The following is an 18,236-nucleotide window of genomic DNA, read 5'->3' as shown; positions in this document are numbered from 1 at the left end:
ACCTTCTAACCCTAGTTTTTTAACAAAAAAACTAATGGAACATCTAAACGTTTATTCCATGAATTCTCGGAATGATCAGCGCCTTCAAACTCAATATTCGCAGAGTTTTCACTAGTATATCCATTAACTTTTAAAATTCTATTTATTTCGGGTGTAAATTTTGGGTAATATGCATCTAATGTCTTTGTACCATAATCAAAGTATATCTTATGTGATTCCGGATTAGGCAAGTTGTTTTCCATATAATCTAAAATTGCTTTTGCCACCGGGTTGTTTTCTTTTGGTTCAGCACCCTCCCAATGTGTAGACAAACAAGCTGCTCTTCCAAAAATATTTGGGTATTCGCATATTGCATACATACTCATAAGCCCTCCCATACTTGAGCCAGAAACCATGGTGTTCTCTTGGTTTGTAAATACCGAAAATTCAGAATCGATTATTGGTTTTAACTCTTCAACTAAAAATTTTAAATAATTATCACCATTAAAATTCAAGCTAATTTTTTGAGATTTAGCCTCATTTATTATAGCCTCTTTATCAACATTGGTTAAGTAACCAAAAGCTTTCTGAGGAAATAAATCTTGCCATCGAATTTCGGGAATATTGTGAATACCAACTACAATAAAATCTTTAATCTTACCTTCCTTCACCAATTGTGTTGCCCATTCATCTACTTTCCACTCTTGCTTATTCCATGTGGTTGTAGAGTCGAATAGATTTTGCCCATCGTGCATATAAAGCACAGCATATTTTTTATCTTTTGAATAATTTTCGGGCAACCAAATATCGACTGGTCTAGATTTTATATATTTTGAAGATAGACTATCTATCCTTAATAATGCTCCGCTATACAATTGAGCGTTTGGTAGTTTTTTAGCATGTATATTAATCATTGTTTCTTCTTTAATTAACCTCTCTACTTTTGAAGTTTCTTTACACGAAACAAAAAGTAAAAACGTAATTATAATGATGTTTAATTTCATTTTATAAGTGCATTAAAGTATTACAACTTGGTTGTAAACATCAAACTTCCTTTTTCATTTAAAGTCATACTATCTTCCCAAACAAAGGTTTCGTCTGTTATAATATTTTTCAAGGTTTTACCTTTTAACCCAACTTCTGCATAACGATTTAAATCGAGTGTTATAGGCGTTCCATTTTTATTAATAATATGAAGAACCACCTCATCTCCAAGTATTCTAAACAGAAAATAAGTTCCCTGAAACGGTGCAAAATGCAACGTTTTACCATTATGAATAGCCTGACTGTTCTTTCTGAAATTTAGCAATTTTTTCAAATACAATTGCATGTCTTTTTGAACATCGCTTAACCCTTCTCCCGTAAATACATTTACCTTATCTCCTTGCCAACCCCCAGGGAAATCGGTTCTAATTAATCCATGATCGCCAGGTTTTTCAAAATCATTCATTAATATTTCGGTACCATAATAAATTTGAGGAATCCTAGGTAAAGTTAAAATATAACTCAACGCCATTTTCGTATTAGGAATATCACCTTTAAGTTGCGTAAAAATTCGACTCATATCATGGTTATCCGGAAAAACCATAAGGTCTTTCGGCGAAGCATAATAAAAATCGTTTGCCAAACCTTCATACATTCTTATTAAGCCTTCATCCCATGTTTCATCTTCATTTAAAGCTTTTACAATTGAATTCTGCATAGCAAAATCCATCGGTGATTTTAAATTTGAATCGTAACCATCTCGGTTATTTGCACCTTCTTGCCAGTAACCAATAAGTAATGGATTTATGGTCCATTCCTCTCCAACTATTGAAAAATTAGGGTATTCGGTCATGATACTTCCTGCCCAATGACTCATAAATGCTTTATCAGAATACGGATAAGTATCTTGACGAATTCCATTTAAACCAGCCGTTTCAACCCACCAAATACTATTTTGAATAATGTATTTAGCCATAAACGGATTGCGTTGATTAAGGTCTGGCATAGCCGAAACAAACCAACCATTAGTCATTTCTTCTTTATCAATTTTAGAAGCGTATAAATCTTGATTACTTGTGCGTCTGTGATTAGATGTTTTTAACTCGCCACCATTCTCAAAGTTTTCCTGATAATTCAGCCAATCTCTAAAAGGCAAATCCTTCATCCACCAATGCTCACTTCCACAATGATTAGCAACTTGATCCATTATTAGTTTTATACCATGAGCCTTACTTTTATTAGCCAATTCTAGATAATCATCTAGTGTTCCAAAACGTGAATCTATTTGATAAAAATCTGTCATTGCATAACCGTGATACGATGAGTTAGACATATCGTTCGTTAATAGCGGGCAAGGCCAAACGGCAGTAAAACCCATATCATCAATATAATCCAAATGTTCGATTATTCCCCTTATATCACCACCGTGGCGTGCATAATCATTTTTTCTGTCGATATTTTTTTCGCGAAGTTCTTCATCTGTATCATTACCAGAATTACCGTTTGCAAACCTATCGGGCGTGATTAAATAAATAACATCACTACTATCAAAACCAACGAATTCATCAGCTGGTTTTTTACGCGATTTCAATTCGTAAGTTTGAATTAATTCATTTCCGTTTTCAAACTTAAACGTTATGTTGAATTGTCCAGCTTTAGTTTCTTTTGAAATATCTAAATCGATAAAAAGATAGTTTGGACTATCTGCTTTATTTACTTTTTTAATTGAAACGCCTGTATATAAAATTTCTGGTATAGCTTCTGAAATATTTGGATGCTTTACCAACAATTGCACCTCGGTATTTTTAAAACCTATCCACCAATTCATTGGTTCTATGCGTTCAATCTCATTTTTATACTCGATATTGGATACAGCAAGAGACTCTTCTTCTAAAATTGAAGTTTTCTCTTCTTGATCACAAGACATATTCATTCCGAAAAAACAAAAAGTTAAAAATGAAAACCACGAATTTTGAATATTTAGATAGTTCATATTATATATGTTTTGAACCTATTTAACTTCCATAATACTAATTGCATAACCTCCGCCAGGAGCCGATAATTGCGATAATTTAGATTTACTCGTTACCGTTTTCGTAGTAATTTTATAAGCCTGCGGATTGGTTTTATAATGCGCGTCTTTGGCATCGGCATAAATAATTGCTTTATATTTTTTTCCTTTTTCTAAGAAATCGAATTTAATAGTCGAAACCCGAGATTCATTACCGTTTACATTACCAACAAACCAATTGCTGGAACCTTTTTCTTTTCGAGCAATAGTAACATAATAACCAGGTTCGGCTTCTAAATACACGCTCTTATCCCAATCGATAGCCACATCTTTTATAAACTGAAAGGCATCCATAAAACGCTCGTAATTTTCTGGCAAATCGGCTGCCATTTGTAACGGCGAATAAATCGTTACATAAAGCGCTAATTGATTGGCGATAGTACTATTTACATGCGAATTATTATTTGGATTAAGCTTGCTGATATCCATTTCAAAAATACCTGGCGTATAATCCATAGGTCCGCCAATTAAACGCGTAAACGGCAATACAGTAACATGGTTTGGTTTAGAACCACCAAAGGCTTGAAACTCGGTTCCTCGAGCAGATTCATTCCCAATTAAATTTGGGTACGTTCTGCTAATCCCCGTTGGTCTCACTGCTTCGTGCGCATTAACCATAATCTCATAATCTGCCGCTTTTTCTACACAATATTGAAAATGGTTTACAATCCATTGCCCATAATGATGCTCACCTCGTGGTAACATATCTCCAACATACCCACTTTTTACAGCATCGTAACCATTATCTTTCATAAACTGATAAGCCTGATCTAGATGTCGTTCGTAATTACGCGAAGAACCGGAAGTCTCGTGATGCATAATCATTTTTACACCTTTAGATTTCGCATATTTATGTATAGCTTCTACATCGAAATCTGGGTATGGCGTTACAAAATCGAATACATAATCTTTCGATTTCCCAAACCAATCTTCCCAACCTTCATTCCAACCTTCAACCAAAACACCATCAAAACCATGCTCGGAAGCAAAATCAATATATTGTTTCACTTTAGTATTATTTGCTGCATGCGTTTTATTTGGTTCCACTTTAGTGTAATCTGTAATACCGAGTTCCACACTTGGTAATTCGTCTGTATATTGCCAAGAACTTTTTCCTGTAATCATTTCCCACCAAACACCAATGTATTTCACGGGTTTAATCCAAGATGTATCTTCAATTTCACAAGGCTCATTTAAGTTTAATGTTATGTTAGACGCTAATATATCTCGAGCATCATCACTTATCATAATGGTTCTCCAAGGCGATGTGCATGGCGCCTGCATATAACCTTTATCACCTATAGCATCTGGTGTTAACCAGGACTCGAAAATCATGTTTTCATCATCTAAATTAAGATTCATACAAGAATAATTAACAAGCGCAGCTTCGTGTAAATTAATATATAAACCATCGGCAGTTTTCATTATTAAAGACGTTTGCACTCCTGTTTTAGAATACTGCTCTTGCGATGCGTTATCGGTTAAAGCTGTATCGAACAAACCTCTAATTTCTGATAATTTTGATTCTGTAAAATCGTATTCCTGAGAATCATAATCCCCTGGAATCCAAAAAGCCGTGTGATCTCCAGTCATGGCAAACTGCGTTTTTTCTTCTTTAATTACAAAATAAACAAGGTTTTCTTGTGACGGAAATTCATACCGAAAGCCCAATCCATCATTAAATAAACGAAAACGGATAATCATTTTTCTATCCGTTTCATTCTGAGTTAGAGTGATTGCTAATTCGTTATAATGATTACGAATATCTTTGGTTTCACCCCAAACTGGCTGCCATATATTATCGAAAGTTGCAGTTTCTGTATTTGAAATTTTGAAGTCGTTTAATAACGATTTTTCATCATCTTTCAACTCCAAGCCTAAATGACTTGGTTTAATTACCGGTTTGCTTTTATACCCCAACTTATAGGTTGGCACACCATTGAACTCTAACGAAAACTGCATATTTAATTCGCCATTGGGCGATTTCAGCTCTTGAGCATTTCCTAGTATTACAGAAAACAAAACAGCAATTATCAATATAAATGACTTCATCATTTTTTATTTTTATTTAAACAGTTATTAAACTATTTGGTGAAATACTTACGGGTACATTGTTGACTAGAATTTCCAAATCCGAATTACCTTCCAATTCAAATTTTGTATCGTTTTGATTAACATTAACTTTTAAAATTTGATTTCTAAAATTTACTTTAAATGAATAATCATCCCATTCTTTCGGTATTTTAGGAGTGAAAGAAAGCATATCATTTTTAACACGCATACCACCAAAACCTTCCACAATACTCATCCATGTTCCAGCCATTGAAGTAATGTGTAAACCTTCGTGAACTTCATTATTATAATCGTCTAAATCTAGACGTGATGTACGCAAATAGAAAGTATATGCTTGTTCCATTCTATCCAGTTTTGCCGCTTGAATACTATGTACACAAGGTGATAATGAACTTTCGTGAACTGTAAAAGGTTCGTAAAAATCGAAATGACGTTCCAATTCTTCATCGGAAAATTGATCTTCAAAAAAGTAAAGGCACTGTAAAGTATCGGCTTGTTTGATATATGGAGAACGTAAAATACGATCCCAACTCCATTTTTGATTTATTGGTCGTTGCGCTTTCTCTAAATGAGCTACTGTAATTAATTCCTTGTCTAAAAAACCATCTTGTTGCAGATACACTTGTTTTTCTTCTGAAAAAGGAAAATACATGTTTTTAGCAACAGCTTTCCATTGGGTTAATTCATCTTCCGACAACATAACCTTATTCATTATTCTATTAAAATCGGAAGGATATTCACTTTCAACCTTTAAAACATTTTCTAAAGCATATTTAAGACACCATTGCGCCAAATAGTTAGTATAAAAGTTATTATTTACGTTGTTTTCGTACTCGTTTGGTCCTGTTACTCCTAAAACAACATATTTGTTTTTATCTGAAGAAAAAGTGGTACGTTGCTCCCAAAAACGAGCAATTCCAATTAAAACTTCCAAACCTTTTTCGGGAATATAGCTATAATCGCCCGTGTAACGGTGGTAGTTAAAAATGGCAAACGCAATGGCGCCATTTCTATGAATTTCTTCAAAAGTAATTTCCCATTCATTATGGCATTCTTCGCCATTCATGGTTACCATTGGGTATAAAGCTGCTCCGTTTGTAAAGCCTAATTTTTCAGCATTTTCAATCGCTTTTTCCAAATGATTATAACGGTACTCTAGTAAACTTCGAGCTACGTTTTGGTCTTTGGTGGCCATATAAAATGGGATACAATACGCCTCGGTATCCCAATAAGTGCTACCACCATATTTTTCTCCTGTAAAACCTTTTGGACCAATATTTAATCTAGAATCTTTACCTAAATATGTTTGATTTAACTGGAAAATATTAAATCGAATACCTTGTTGCGCTTTTACATCACCAGAAATTGTAATGTCTGACATGCTCCAAATACGTTCCCAAGCTTGTTTTTGCTCTTCTAATAATACATTGAACCCCTTTTCCGTAGCTGAATTTAAAACGTTTTTTGCAGCTAAGACAAGCTCGTTTTTATCATGATTTGTATCCACAACATAACCACCAAACTTATTGATAGTGTAAGTTTCCCCTTGTTTTATTTTTTTTGAATAACTGAAAGAAACCGTATTAGATTCTGTTTTAATAATTGGATCGATCGATAAAGACTCTCCATTTATAAAAACCTCCGATTCCATAAAAGTACAGGTATGAAATTCGGTTTTCATGGTTTTGGCTTCAATAAAAGCCTGATTTCTTTCATTACAAATATTTAAAGTATCCCAAAATTTATCGTCCCAATTGGTATCTTCATTAGTAATTCCAGAGTCTAAATAAGGTTGAAATATAATTTCAGCATCAGAATTTATAAGCTTTACGCTGTATTCAATTGCTCCAACTTCATCCAAATTCAAACTTAAAAAACGTTTAGTTTCCACCTCAACAACAGTATTATTTTGAAGTGTTGCCGTAAAACTACGAGACAACCAACCCGCTTTCATGTTAAGTTCTCTTCTAAAATTTTCTACGGTTTTACAAGTATGCAAATCGAGTTGTTCTCCATTAATTGATACATTAATACCAATCCAATTTGGTGCATTCAACACTTTTGCAAAATATTCAGGATAACCATTTTTCCACCAACCTACACGCGTTTTATCTGGGTAATACACACCAGCAATATAACTACCTTGAAACGTTGCGCCTGAATATTGCTCTTCAAAATTAGCACGCTGCCCCATGGCACCATTTCCAATACTAAATAAACTTTCGGAAGATTTTACGCATTCGGCATTAAAACCTTCCTCTATAACGGACCAATTATCTGGTTTTATATAATCTTGATTCATTTGTTTTATATTTTGAGATTAAAGAGAATAAACAGTTTTTCGATAACCGAATACTTTCTACTTTCCTTCTTCTATATTCTTCTTTCTAAACTATTTATTTTTTCTTACTTATTATTTTCTCAATAAAATCGGAAGGAATTTCCGTTAGATCATTAAAATTATAATCCGCTTCACTTAATGTATTCTTATCACCAATTCCAACAGAAACCATATGCGCTCTATTTGCTGCTTCTACTCCTGCAATCGCATCTTCAAAAACGATACAATTTTCGGGTTTAAGGTTTAGTTTTTCGGCACCTATTAAAAACACTTCGGGATCTGGCTTAGCTTTAGAAACACTATTTCCATCAACAATACCATTAAACCTTTCAAACAAACCAACTTGTTTCAAAATTAATGGTGCATTTTTACTAGCAGAACCAAGTACGTATTTAACGCCTAATTCATCTAAAGTATCTAGTAATTTTAAGGCACCAGGAAGAATTTCATCTGCTCCCATTTTTGTGATATAGGTGAGGTAATGCTCATTCTTACTTATTAAATATTCTTGTTTTTTTTCTTCGGAAAGCGTAACGTTTCCAAGACTTAATAAAATTTCTAAAGAACGTACACGGCTAACACCTTTTAGCAATTCGTTGTTTGCCTCTGTAAACTCAAAACCTAAACTATCGGCAAGACTTTTCCATGCTAAATAGTGGTATTTTGCGGTATCTACAATAACACCGTCTAAATCGAATATTACTCCTACTGTATTCATTTTTCTTTTTATGATTGATATGAAATGGCTGATTTATTTGTAATTAAGAAATTACATAAGCCTGCAATTATTAAACTTCCTCCTGCCACAAGCATGGCATTAATGGCTTGATCGCCAATTAAACTTGACACATAATTGATACCTCCAAGAGCTGCAATTATTTGTGGAATAACAATAAACATATTGAAAATCCCCATGAACATACCCATTTTTTTTGGGTCTACCGAACTAGACAACATAGCATAAGGCATTGATAAAATACTACCCCAAGCAATACCGACTAAAGCAAAACAATACTTTAAATTTTCGGGACTCGAAATATAATACATACCAATAAAACCAAGGCCTCCTAAGATAAGCGACCCCATGTGAACATATTTTCGGTTAATATTTCTTTTTGATGTATAAAACGTTAAAAGCAAAGCAAAAACCATAGACGTTAATCCATAAATACCCATAGCCGAACCGACTAAATTCGATGCTTTTTGAAATGTTGTATTTGCGACATTAAAAGCTTCTTTTTGAACAAGAACACTCATATCATAACTTGCTTCAACGGGAGCAGGTGCATTAAAAATATGCTCGGTTAATGCTGGGTTTGCCATACTCCACATAGTAAAAAACGCAAACCAAGAAAAGAACTGGATAATACCCAACTTTTTCATGGTCATAGGCATATTACCAATGTTATTTATAATATCTGGAATGAATTGATTTTTCTTTTGTTTCTCCTTTTCAAAAGCTTCCATATCCTCTGGTGGATATTCCGAAGTTGTGAAAATAGTATACAAAACACTTAACAAAAACACAACTGCACCAATACCAAAAGCTACTTTTACCGACATAGGAACCACGCCTTGTGGCGCAGCATCCGAAACGCCTAATTGCGAAACCATCCAAGGTAAATTACTAGCCACCCAAGTACCAATACCAATAACTAAGGTTTGTACAACAAAGCCATATGAGCGTTGAGATTCTGGTAATTTATCGGCCACTAAAGCTCGAAAAGGTTCCATTGAAATATTGATGGAAGCATCTAGAATCCATAAAAACCCAGCAGCCATCCAAAGTGCAGAAGAATGCGGCACAAAAAACAAAGCAATAGAACTTAAAACGGCGCCTACTAAAAAATATGGGCGTCGGCGACCTAATTTTGAATGCCAAGTTCTATCACTCATATAGCCAATAATGGGCTGTACAAGCAAACCTGTTAAGGGTGCAGCAATCCATAACAATGGGATATCGTCATGACTGGCGCCTAATGTTTGAAAAATTCGAGACATAAAGCCTCCTTGAAGTGCAAATCCGAATTGAATTCCTAGAAATCCGAAACTCATGTTCCAAATTTGCCAGAAACTTAATTTACGCTTTTCCATTAAATAGTATATTATGGTTAATACTATTTGATAAGCGGTTTTATACCAATTTCAGTAAAAATGAAGATTGATATAACTTATCAAAACTTAAGTGAGGAGTGAAAATATAAGTTTTGATTTCGCTGTAAAGATATGAAAGATTTTAAATTTTCAAAGAAAAAAAATCATTTAGTAGATTCTCTTTCAATTATTTCGGTTTCAATTACTAGTTTTATAAAGTCGGCTTTTCTGTTATTATTTGCGATAAATGAATCCGGTTCCACATCGTCCGACTCCAATCTATCTATCAGTAAATTAGCGGCTTGCTCACCTATTTTCTGCCCATGTTGACTTACTGTTGTTAATGTTGGCGTGGCATGTTTTGAAAGCACACCATCTGTAAAACCAATAACTTGAATATCATCCGGGATATTATATCCTAATTTTTTAGCAACCTTCATTGCTGTAATAGCATAGAGTTCGTTTACAGCAAAAACCCCATCGATATTTGGGTTTAATTCAAAAAACTTACTTATTTCATTCTCTAAAAAATCAAGATGATCTGCAAAATTTAAACTATCATTAATTTTTAAAATCAGATTTGAATTCGGCTCAATTTGATTCCGTTCTAAAGCCTCTAAATACCCCTGAGTTCGCAACCTACCAACACTAACATAATCCATGGTGGTTAAAAGTGCTATATTTTTGCAACCGTTACTAACTAGCATACTCACTGCTTTTAAAGCTCCATTAAAATCGTCCACAATAACCTTATCACAATCTACTTCACTCACAACCCTATCAAACATTACAATTGGCATGCCTTGATTTATTGTGGCATGAAAATGATGATAGTCTTGTTTAAGCAATGTTTCCTTAGAAATAGAAAGAATAAAGCCGTCAATACTTCCATTGGCAAGCATTTCCATATTTATAATTTCTTTGGTAAACGACTCGTTAGAAAGCCCAACAATTACGTTATACCCGCGTTTATTTGCTACTCTTTCAATACCAAAAATAACGGTAGAAAAGAAATGATGAACAATCTCTGGAATAAGAATACCTATTGTTTTCGTCTTTCGGTTTTTTAAACTGAGTGCTATATTGTTTGGTCTGTAATTGTAAAGTTTAGCAAATGCCTGAATTTTTTGTGTTGTGTCTTCGCTAATTTCTTTGCTACCGCTTAAAGCTTTAGAAACCGTTGATATTGAGACTTCTAATTCGCGAGCAATTTGTTTAAGGGTTATCTTTCTTTTCATTGAAGTAAAATAACAAAAAATATACTTAACGCCATATAGATATTTCATTATTTAACACAGTCTGTTTCTATGAAATTCACAATTTAAGAGCTAAATAATGAAAACTTATCAACACGAAAACGTTTTCGCTAGGAATTTCGTAACTCAAAATTACAGTTTAACTTTCTCTTTACATATTTTTAACACGAGGATTGAAAATATAAACAACTAATTTAGACATTAATTAAACTAATTTGTATGAAGACAACTATTAAAAGATTGCTCTTCTTTTTACTGTTTGCACCTACTTTAATGTTCGGGCAAACTAAGCTAAAAGGAACAGTAACAGAAAAAGCAACTTCTATTCCACTTCCTGGGGTAAATATTGTAATTAAAGGTACCTCAACGGGAACAGCAACAGATTTTGACGGTCATTATCAACTTGAAGCTAATAACGGCGACATCCTTGTTGTTACTTATGTAGGCTTTCAATCACAAGAAATTACATATTCGGGACAAGCATCACTTAACATTGAACTTAGTGAAGATGCTGCTCAACTTAGCGAAATAGTAGTTATTGGATATGGTTCTACCACTAAAAAAGACGCCACTGGCTCAGTAGAAGCCATAACTTCGAAAGATTTTACTAGAGGAAACATTGTAACACCAGAAAACTTATTAAGCGGCCGTGTATCGGGTGTTAGCGTTACCACAAGCGGTGCGCCGGGTTCTGGTTCTCAAATTAGAATTCGTGGTGGTTCATCTATTAATGGGTCTAACGATCCACTTATTATTATAGATGGCTTACCAATAGATAACAATAGTGTAAAAGGATCGCGTGGTGTTTTGGCAAGTATTAACCCAAACGACATCGATTCTTTTTCTGTTTTAAAAGATGCTTCAGCAACAGCTATTTATGGTTCTAGAGCATCAAACGGTGTTATTATTATTGTAACTAAAAAAGGTAAATCTACATTTAGCGCAACTTATGATACGCAATACAGTTTTGGCGAAATAGCTAACCATATCGATGTATTTTCTGGAGATGAATACAGAGCGCTTATAGCATCGCAACCTTTAAATGGAACAACTTTAGATGAAAGTTTACTAGGACCAACTAGTACAGATTGGCAAGACGAAATTTTTAGAAATACGGTGTCCTCTCAACACAATATTTCTATGCAAGGGTCTTTATTTAAAGCCATCCCAACGCGTTTTTCTTTTGGGCTAACCAACCAAGAAGGCGCTTTAATGACTTCGGAATTTGAACGTAGAAATTTAGGTTTGGCTTTAAACCCTTCACTTTTTGACGATCATTTAAAAATTAATTTAAACGCAAACATGTCTTTTGAAGATAACCGTTTTGCAGACTCAGGACAAATAGGTTCGGCTTTATCTTATGATCCAACACAACCAGTTTATGATACATCATCTCCTTTTGATGGTTACTATCAACACCGTAATGGAACAACAGTATTAAACGGAACTACAAACCCTGTTGCTTCTTTACTTCAAACTAACAACGCAGGAGATTCTAATAGAGTTTATGGTAATTTAAATTTCGATTATAAATTTCATTTTTTACCAGAATTAAAAGCTGTTATAAACATTGGTTATGATGAAACTGAGGCTAAAGAAATTCAGTCAACATCTTACAACATGCCAACAAACGATCCTGTAAAGGGGAACACGTTGCGTCGTTACGAAAATAGAACCAACAAATTATTAGATGGTTACTTAAACTATAGCAAAGAATTCGAAAATTTCCGAACTGAGTTAATGGCCGGTTATTCTTATCAAAAATTCACCTTTAACGGAAACGATACAGGCAACTTAAGAGATCCTCAAACTTTTGCAAATACTTATGCCGATCCAGATGTGGTTTTAATTGGCTTTTTTGGTAGAGCAAACTTGACATTTTTAGAGAAATACTTAGTAACTTTAACATATAGACGTGATGGAACTTCTCGTTTTAGCGATAAAAATCGTTGGGGAAACTTTCCTGCTGCTGCTGTAGCTTGGAATATTAGTGATGAAGATTTCTTAAAAGATTCTAAAACCATTTCGAACTTAAAATTAAGAGCAGGGTATGGTATTACAGGTCAGCAATCTATTAGTGAGAAAGATATTTTCTTAAATAGATATAGGGGTGGTGATGCTAATTCACAATATCAATTTGGAAACCAAGTGATTCAATCTCTTATTGCTTCAGAAATAAATCCAGATATTAAATGGGAAGAAACAGCAACTATAGAATTTGGTATAGATTACGGTGTTTTTGATAATAGAGTTTCTGGTTCATTAAATTTCTTCCAGAAGAACTCTACAGATTTATTATTCTCTGCAGCAGTTGCAGATGGTACTAACTTTTCAAACAATATTATCCAAAACATTGGCGAATTACAAACTCGCGGTATGGAATTCTCAATTAATGCCGATATTATCAAACAGGAAGATTTCACAATCGACTTCAACTTTAACGCAACCTTCTTAGATCGTGAAATTAAAGAACTTGCTCAAGGTCAAGATGTAAAAACTGGAGGGATTTCTGGTGGTACAGGTAACAACATTCAAATGCTAAGAGAAGGTTTTGCGCCAAACTCTTTTAATGTGTACAAACAACTTTATGATACCTCAGGAAATGCTATCGAAGGTGCTTATGTAGATTTAAATGGCGATAATGTTATTAATGAAGACGACCGTTATTTAAAAGAAAACCCTGGTGCAGATGCTATTTTAGGTTTTCAATCTAACGTAAACTACAAAAACTTCGATTTCTCATTTAACATGAGAGCCAACCTAGGAAACTACGTTTATAATAACGTCAATTCATCTAGAGCACAATACCAAATAATTCAAGATAATGCAGTTTTAGGAAACCTACCAACATCGGTGTTAGATAACAACTTTCAACGTACAGCAGATGTTATTATCTCTGATATTTATGTAGAAGATGCTTCATTCTTAAAAATGGATAATATTACTTTAGGATATACGTTCCCGAAAGTTTCTAAAAAGTTAAAAAGCATCCGTTTATGGGCTGGACTTCAAAACGTATTCACTATAACAAATTATAGCGGATTAGATCCAGAAGTATCGGTTGGTACAGATCAAGGAATAGACAATAACATATATCCAAGACCAAGAACTATTTTGGCTGGAGCTAATTTTAAATTTTAAAAAACACAACTATGAAACCAAGATTTAAAATACAAAATACCGTTGGGATCGCACTACTTTTTTTCGCGACACTAACATCGTGCACGGATGATTTAGATATTGTTCCTAATGATGATCAAACCACATTAAGTGACGATCTTTTTACTAACGAAGCTGCATACAAACAAGTGTTAGCAGGTATTTATGCCAACTTAGCACTTACAGGAACAGATGGGCCAGGAAACTCAAATCTAAAAAACATTGATGCTGGAACTAGCCAGTTTGGACGCGTACTTTTATATGTACAAACCTTATCGGCCGACCAAATGATTTGGTCTTACGAAAATGACCCTGGTGCTAGAGAAATTCAAAGAAACACCTGGACAGCTCAAAACCCTTTATTACTAGGAATGTTTAGTAGAGCACACCTTTCTGTTGCTTTAGCTAACAACTTTTTAAGAGAGACTACAGATGATAAACTCGATGAAAGAAACGTATCTACAGCGATTAGAACCGAAATTGTAGCTTATAGAGCAGAAGCTCGCTTAATGCGCGCCATGGCTTATTACTACATGATGGATATTTTTGGGAAAGCAAACTTTGTTACCGAAAATGATGCGCTTAATTCCTTTCCTCCTGTTTATGAGAGAACAGAGTTATTCAACTTTATTGAATCTGAATTAATTGCAATTGATACTGATTTAGTAGACTCTAGACAAAATGAATATGGCCGTGCAGATAAATCTGTCGCTTATATGATTTTAGCTAAAATGTATTTAAATTCTGAAGTATACATTGGCGAAAACCATTATACAGATTGTTTAACTTATTGCGAAAAAATAATGGATGGTGGTTATACATTATCACCTAATTATTTATACAACTTTATGGCAGACAACAATACAAACTCTGCTGTAAACGAAATTATTTTCCCAATAGTTTCCGATGGTACAACAACTCAAAATTACGGACCAACAACCGTTATGATTAATGGTGAAGTTGGAAGTTTAGAAGAAAACGGACTAGAACTAGGTGTTAGTAAACCAGGTTGGGGCGGTGCACTTAGAATTAGAAAGCAATTAGCAAATTTATTCGATTCTTCTTTTGCAGACGATGATAGAAACACCATAATCTCGGCAGACAGACCTATTGATATTATTGAAATCTCTGATAAAGATACTGGATACGTTATTACAAAATACTCGAATGCAACCTCAACAGGAGGTGCTGGAGCAGACCAAACGTTTGTTGATACCGATTTCCCTTTATTTAGATTGGCAGATGTATACTTAATGTATGCCGAAGCCCACTTAAGAGGTGGTGGTGGTACCATTACCGACGCTGTTGCTTATGTAAATGCTTTAAGAACTAGAGCACACAACCCAAACACCATTTCTTCTGGAGATTTAACATTAGATTTTATTTTAGATGAACGTGCTCGTGAATTACATTGGGAAGCTCACCGTAGACAAGATTTAATTCGTTACAATAAGTTTACAGGCGGAAACTACAATTGGGCATGGAAAGGCAACGGAAGTAATGGTATTTCTTTACCATCACATTTTAATGTGTACCCAATTCCAACAGCTAGTATTGCAGCAAACCCTAACCTTACTCAAAATCCAGGGTACTAAATTAAAAACAAATAAAGACCATGAAAAAATTTAAAAACATTTCAGTGTTTAGCATTATTGGTTTAGTTTTACTATGCCTGAGTTCTTGCGACGACACTACCGATATATATAAAGTTTCAACGCCATCAGCACCAATTTTAGCCGATTTAAACTTTAGCCAAATAGAACTTGATGCCGATAACTCAAACAACCCAGCTTTATCACTAAACTGGGAAGAATCGGATTACGGACAACAAACCTCTATTAATTACGCGGTACAGTTCGCAAACGACGAGGCTTTTACAACACCTGTAACCGCATCTACCGTAACTGGGCGTAATAACCTTACATTATCTACAAGCGAAATAAATGCAGCAGCAGGTAGTGCTGGTTTAGATCCTTTTAGTTGGGCTACTTTATACACAAGAGTAGTAGCATCTTTAGGATCACAAAATGGAGAATCGACAGCATCAAACGCAATACAATTTGATGTATACCCGTATTACAACTACGTATTTAACGATTACTATTTAGTAGGAAACGGCGTGGCTCCAGGCTGGAACAACAACCTTAACAATCCACCATTATTTAGAGATGCCGATAACCAAAATTTATATTACTATACTGGTTATTTTGCTAACGCAGGAGGATTTGACGAAGGTCGATTCAAAATTTTAGAGAGCCGAGGTTTATGGCAACCACAATGGGGAGTTACTCCAAATGAAGGAGATGATACCCCTGCAGAAGCGGGTGATATTGCCGGAAATCCAACAACACAATCTGGAGACCCAGGACGTTTTGGAGTACCAAATGCTGGTTATTATCAATTTACAATCGATTTTTCTACTAAAAAATACACATTAACTCCGTTTGATTATTCTGGAGCAACAGATTTTTCTAGTATTGATATCCAAGGGTCAAGTACAGCAACAACCGCTTTAACACCATTGACTATTGACAGCCACATGTGGTATGCAGCAGCTATACATTTAACACCAGGAGATATTTCATTTTTAACAAACGCTGGCTCTACTTGGGGTGGCTCAACAGGATTCTCTGGAGTAGCTACCGATGGTGGCGAACAAGTTCCTGTAATAGTAGAAGATGATTACGATGTTTGGTTTAACGACTTCACTGGTCGTTACATTCTTGTGCCATTAAACTTATAATATTAATCCACTTAATAGAAAAAATATGAAATTTTATATAAACAAAATAAGCTTTCTGTTGCTTTTGTCAACAATGCTTTTCGCTTCGTGCGAAACCGAAGAGAGCCTAACAATTACCGCACCAGATGCTGAGTTTGTTCTAAATACACCTGGCATTAGTACAGTGTTTTTAAATTTTGCATTGCCAGATAATCCTGCATTTACATTGTCATGGGAAGATGAGGTTACAGGAAGCAGCTCATACACCATCGAAATGTCAACCGATGCTGAATTTACATCACCTATAACTTTAGGAACAACCGAAGCGAAAAATTTTTCAATGACGGTTGCAGAATTCAACAATGCAATTGCAAGCACTGGAGTAACAACCTTTAGAGACGTACCAGCGTACATGAGAGTTTCAGCTGGAAGTGAAATCTCTAACAGTATTTTATTACTAGCAACCCGTTATCCAACAGATGCACCGGTAATTTCTAGCCCTCTAGAAAGTGATGCTTTTGTATTATCAATAGGCTCTGTAGATGAAACTGTATTAACTGTAAATTGGACGGATGCTGTTTTAGAATCTTCTTTAGGAATCGACATAAACTACACCATTGAAGCCGCTATAGCAGGAAGCGATTTTGCAAGTCCTGTTTCTATTGGAACTACAACTAACGCTAATACGGTATCATCAACACATTCAGAATTAAATGCTGTTGCTATCGGAATTGGTTTAACACCAGAAGTTGCTGGCGATATGGATATTAGAATTATTGCTAAAAATATAAATGCAGGAGGAAACGAATTAACTAGAATTTCAGAAGTGGTAACCGTTTCTGTTACACCTTACCTTTCTGCCTTCCCTAACTTATATGTAGTTGGAGACGCAACATCACCAGGATGGAGCAATGATAACAACAACACACCATTGTTTAGAAATCAAGATGTACCAAACAATTATGTTTATATTGGGTATTTTGGAGCAGGAGATTTTAAATTACTAGAAACTAAAGGCACATGGCAACCACAATGGGGAACAAACGACGGAGCTGCTTTAGCAGTAAATACCGGTAGTGGTTCAGACCCAGGAACATTCAATGTAGCAACTGCAGGTTATTACTCTTATAATTTTACTACAGTTGGAGAATCTGGAAGTTTTACAGTAGAAGCTTACGATGCTTCAACAGCACCAACATATACTTCTATGGCTATTATTGGAGACGCTACACCAAACGGTTGGGATGGTGATAATGACACTAATTTTACTCAAGATGCAAATAACCCACACTTATGGTACATCAATGGTGTAACATTAACAAATGGAGGTTTTATCTTAATTAGAGCAAATGATGATTGGGCAGATGTTTGGAGATATTCAGGATCTAATGAACTTTATGGTAAAGCTAATTTATCTGGCGGCGGAGACAACATTCCGTTTAACGCAGAAACAGGAAGTTACGATTTCTGGTTCAACGATTTAGATGGAAGTTATAATATAATTCCGAACTAAATTATTCAACATACAAAAGAGGCTGGTTTTTATCAGCCTTTTTT

General features: G+C 34.7%; 11 protein-coding genes. 4 read left to right on the top strand and 7 right to left on the bottom strand.

Going from position 1 to position 18,236, the window contains the following annotated elements; genetic code table 11:
• Positions 1-11: 11 nt before the first annotated feature.
• The 7 genes from GQR97_RS06495 to GQR97_RS06465 form a co-directional block, all read right to left on the bottom strand.
• Positions 12-983 (bottom strand): alpha/beta hydrolase, encoded by a 972-nt coding sequence (locus GQR97_RS06495; protein ID WP_158846642.1) that lies wholly within the window; start codon positions 981-983, stop codon positions 12-14.
• A gap of 20 nt (positions 984-1,003) precedes the next feature.
• Positions 1,004-2,956, bottom strand: coding sequence for a glycoside hydrolase family 13 protein (locus tag GQR97_RS06490; RefSeq protein ID WP_233267615.1), 1,953 nt, complete (start codon positions 2,954-2,956; stop codon positions 1,004-1,006).
• Between the two features lie 18 nt (positions 2,957-2,974).
• Positions 2,975-5,086 (bottom strand): glycoside hydrolase family 97 protein, encoded by a 2,112-nt coding sequence (locus GQR97_RS06485; RefSeq protein WP_158851626.1) that lies wholly within the window; start codon positions 5,084-5,086, stop codon positions 2,975-2,977.
• Positions 5,087-5,102: 16 nt separating this feature from the next.
• Entirely contained in the window at positions 5,103-7,409 is a 2,307-nt protein-coding gene (locus GQR97_RS06480; protein ID WP_158846640.1) for a glycoside hydrolase family 65 protein, read from the bottom strand.
• Positions 7,410-7,503: 94 nt separating this feature from the next.
• Entirely contained in the window at positions 7,504-8,166 is a 663-nt protein-coding gene (pgmB, locus tag GQR97_RS06475; RefSeq protein ID WP_158846638.1) for a beta-phosphoglucomutase, read from the bottom strand.
• A gap of 8 nt (positions 8,167-8,174) precedes the next feature.
• Complete coding sequence (locus GQR97_RS06470) at positions 8,175-9,542, bottom strand: MFS transporter (protein ID WP_158846636.1); 1,368 nt, start codon at positions 9,540-9,542, stop codon at positions 8,175-8,177.
• Positions 9,543-9,706: 164 nt separating this feature from the next.
• Entirely contained in the window at positions 9,707-10,780 is a 1,074-nt protein-coding gene (locus tag GQR97_RS06465; RefSeq protein WP_158846634.1) for a LacI family DNA-binding transcriptional regulator, read from the bottom strand.
• A 237-nt stretch (positions 10,781-11,017) separates the two neighbouring features.
• On the opposite strand from GQR97_RS06465, the gene GQR97_RS06460 reads away from it, so the two are divergent.
• From GQR97_RS06460 to GQR97_RS06445, 4 genes are read left to right on the top strand one after another with little or no spacing between them, the layout of a single operon-like run.
• Complete coding sequence (locus GQR97_RS06460; RefSeq protein ID WP_158846632.1) at positions 11,018-13,939, top strand: SusC/RagA family TonB-linked outer membrane protein; 2,922 nt, start codon at positions 11,018-11,020, stop codon at positions 13,937-13,939.
• An 11-nt stretch (positions 13,940-13,950) separates the two neighbouring features.
• Positions 13,951-15,552, top strand: a complete 1,602-nt coding sequence (locus tag GQR97_RS06455; protein ID WP_158846630.1) for a RagB/SusD family nutrient uptake outer membrane protein — start codon at positions 13,951-13,953, stop codon at positions 15,550-15,552.
• Positions 15,553-15,572: 20 nt separating this feature from the next.
• Positions 15,573-16,700, top strand: a complete 1,128-nt coding sequence (locus tag GQR97_RS06450) for a SusE domain-containing protein (RefSeq protein ID WP_158846628.1) — start codon at positions 15,573-15,575, stop codon at positions 16,698-16,700.
• Between the two features lie 25 nt (positions 16,701-16,725).
• Positions 16,726-18,192, top strand: a complete 1,467-nt coding sequence (locus GQR97_RS06445) for a SusE domain-containing protein (protein ID WP_158846626.1) — start codon at positions 16,726-16,728, stop codon at positions 18,190-18,192.
• Positions 18,193-18,236 lie beyond the last annotated feature (44 nt).

The sequence above is a fragment of the Algibacter sp. L1A34 genome (assembly GCF_009796805.1).
Lineage (GTDB): Bacteria > Bacteroidota > Bacteroidia > Flavobacteriales > Flavobacteriaceae > Algibacter.
This window is presented reverse-complemented; position numbering and strand designations above follow the sequence as displayed.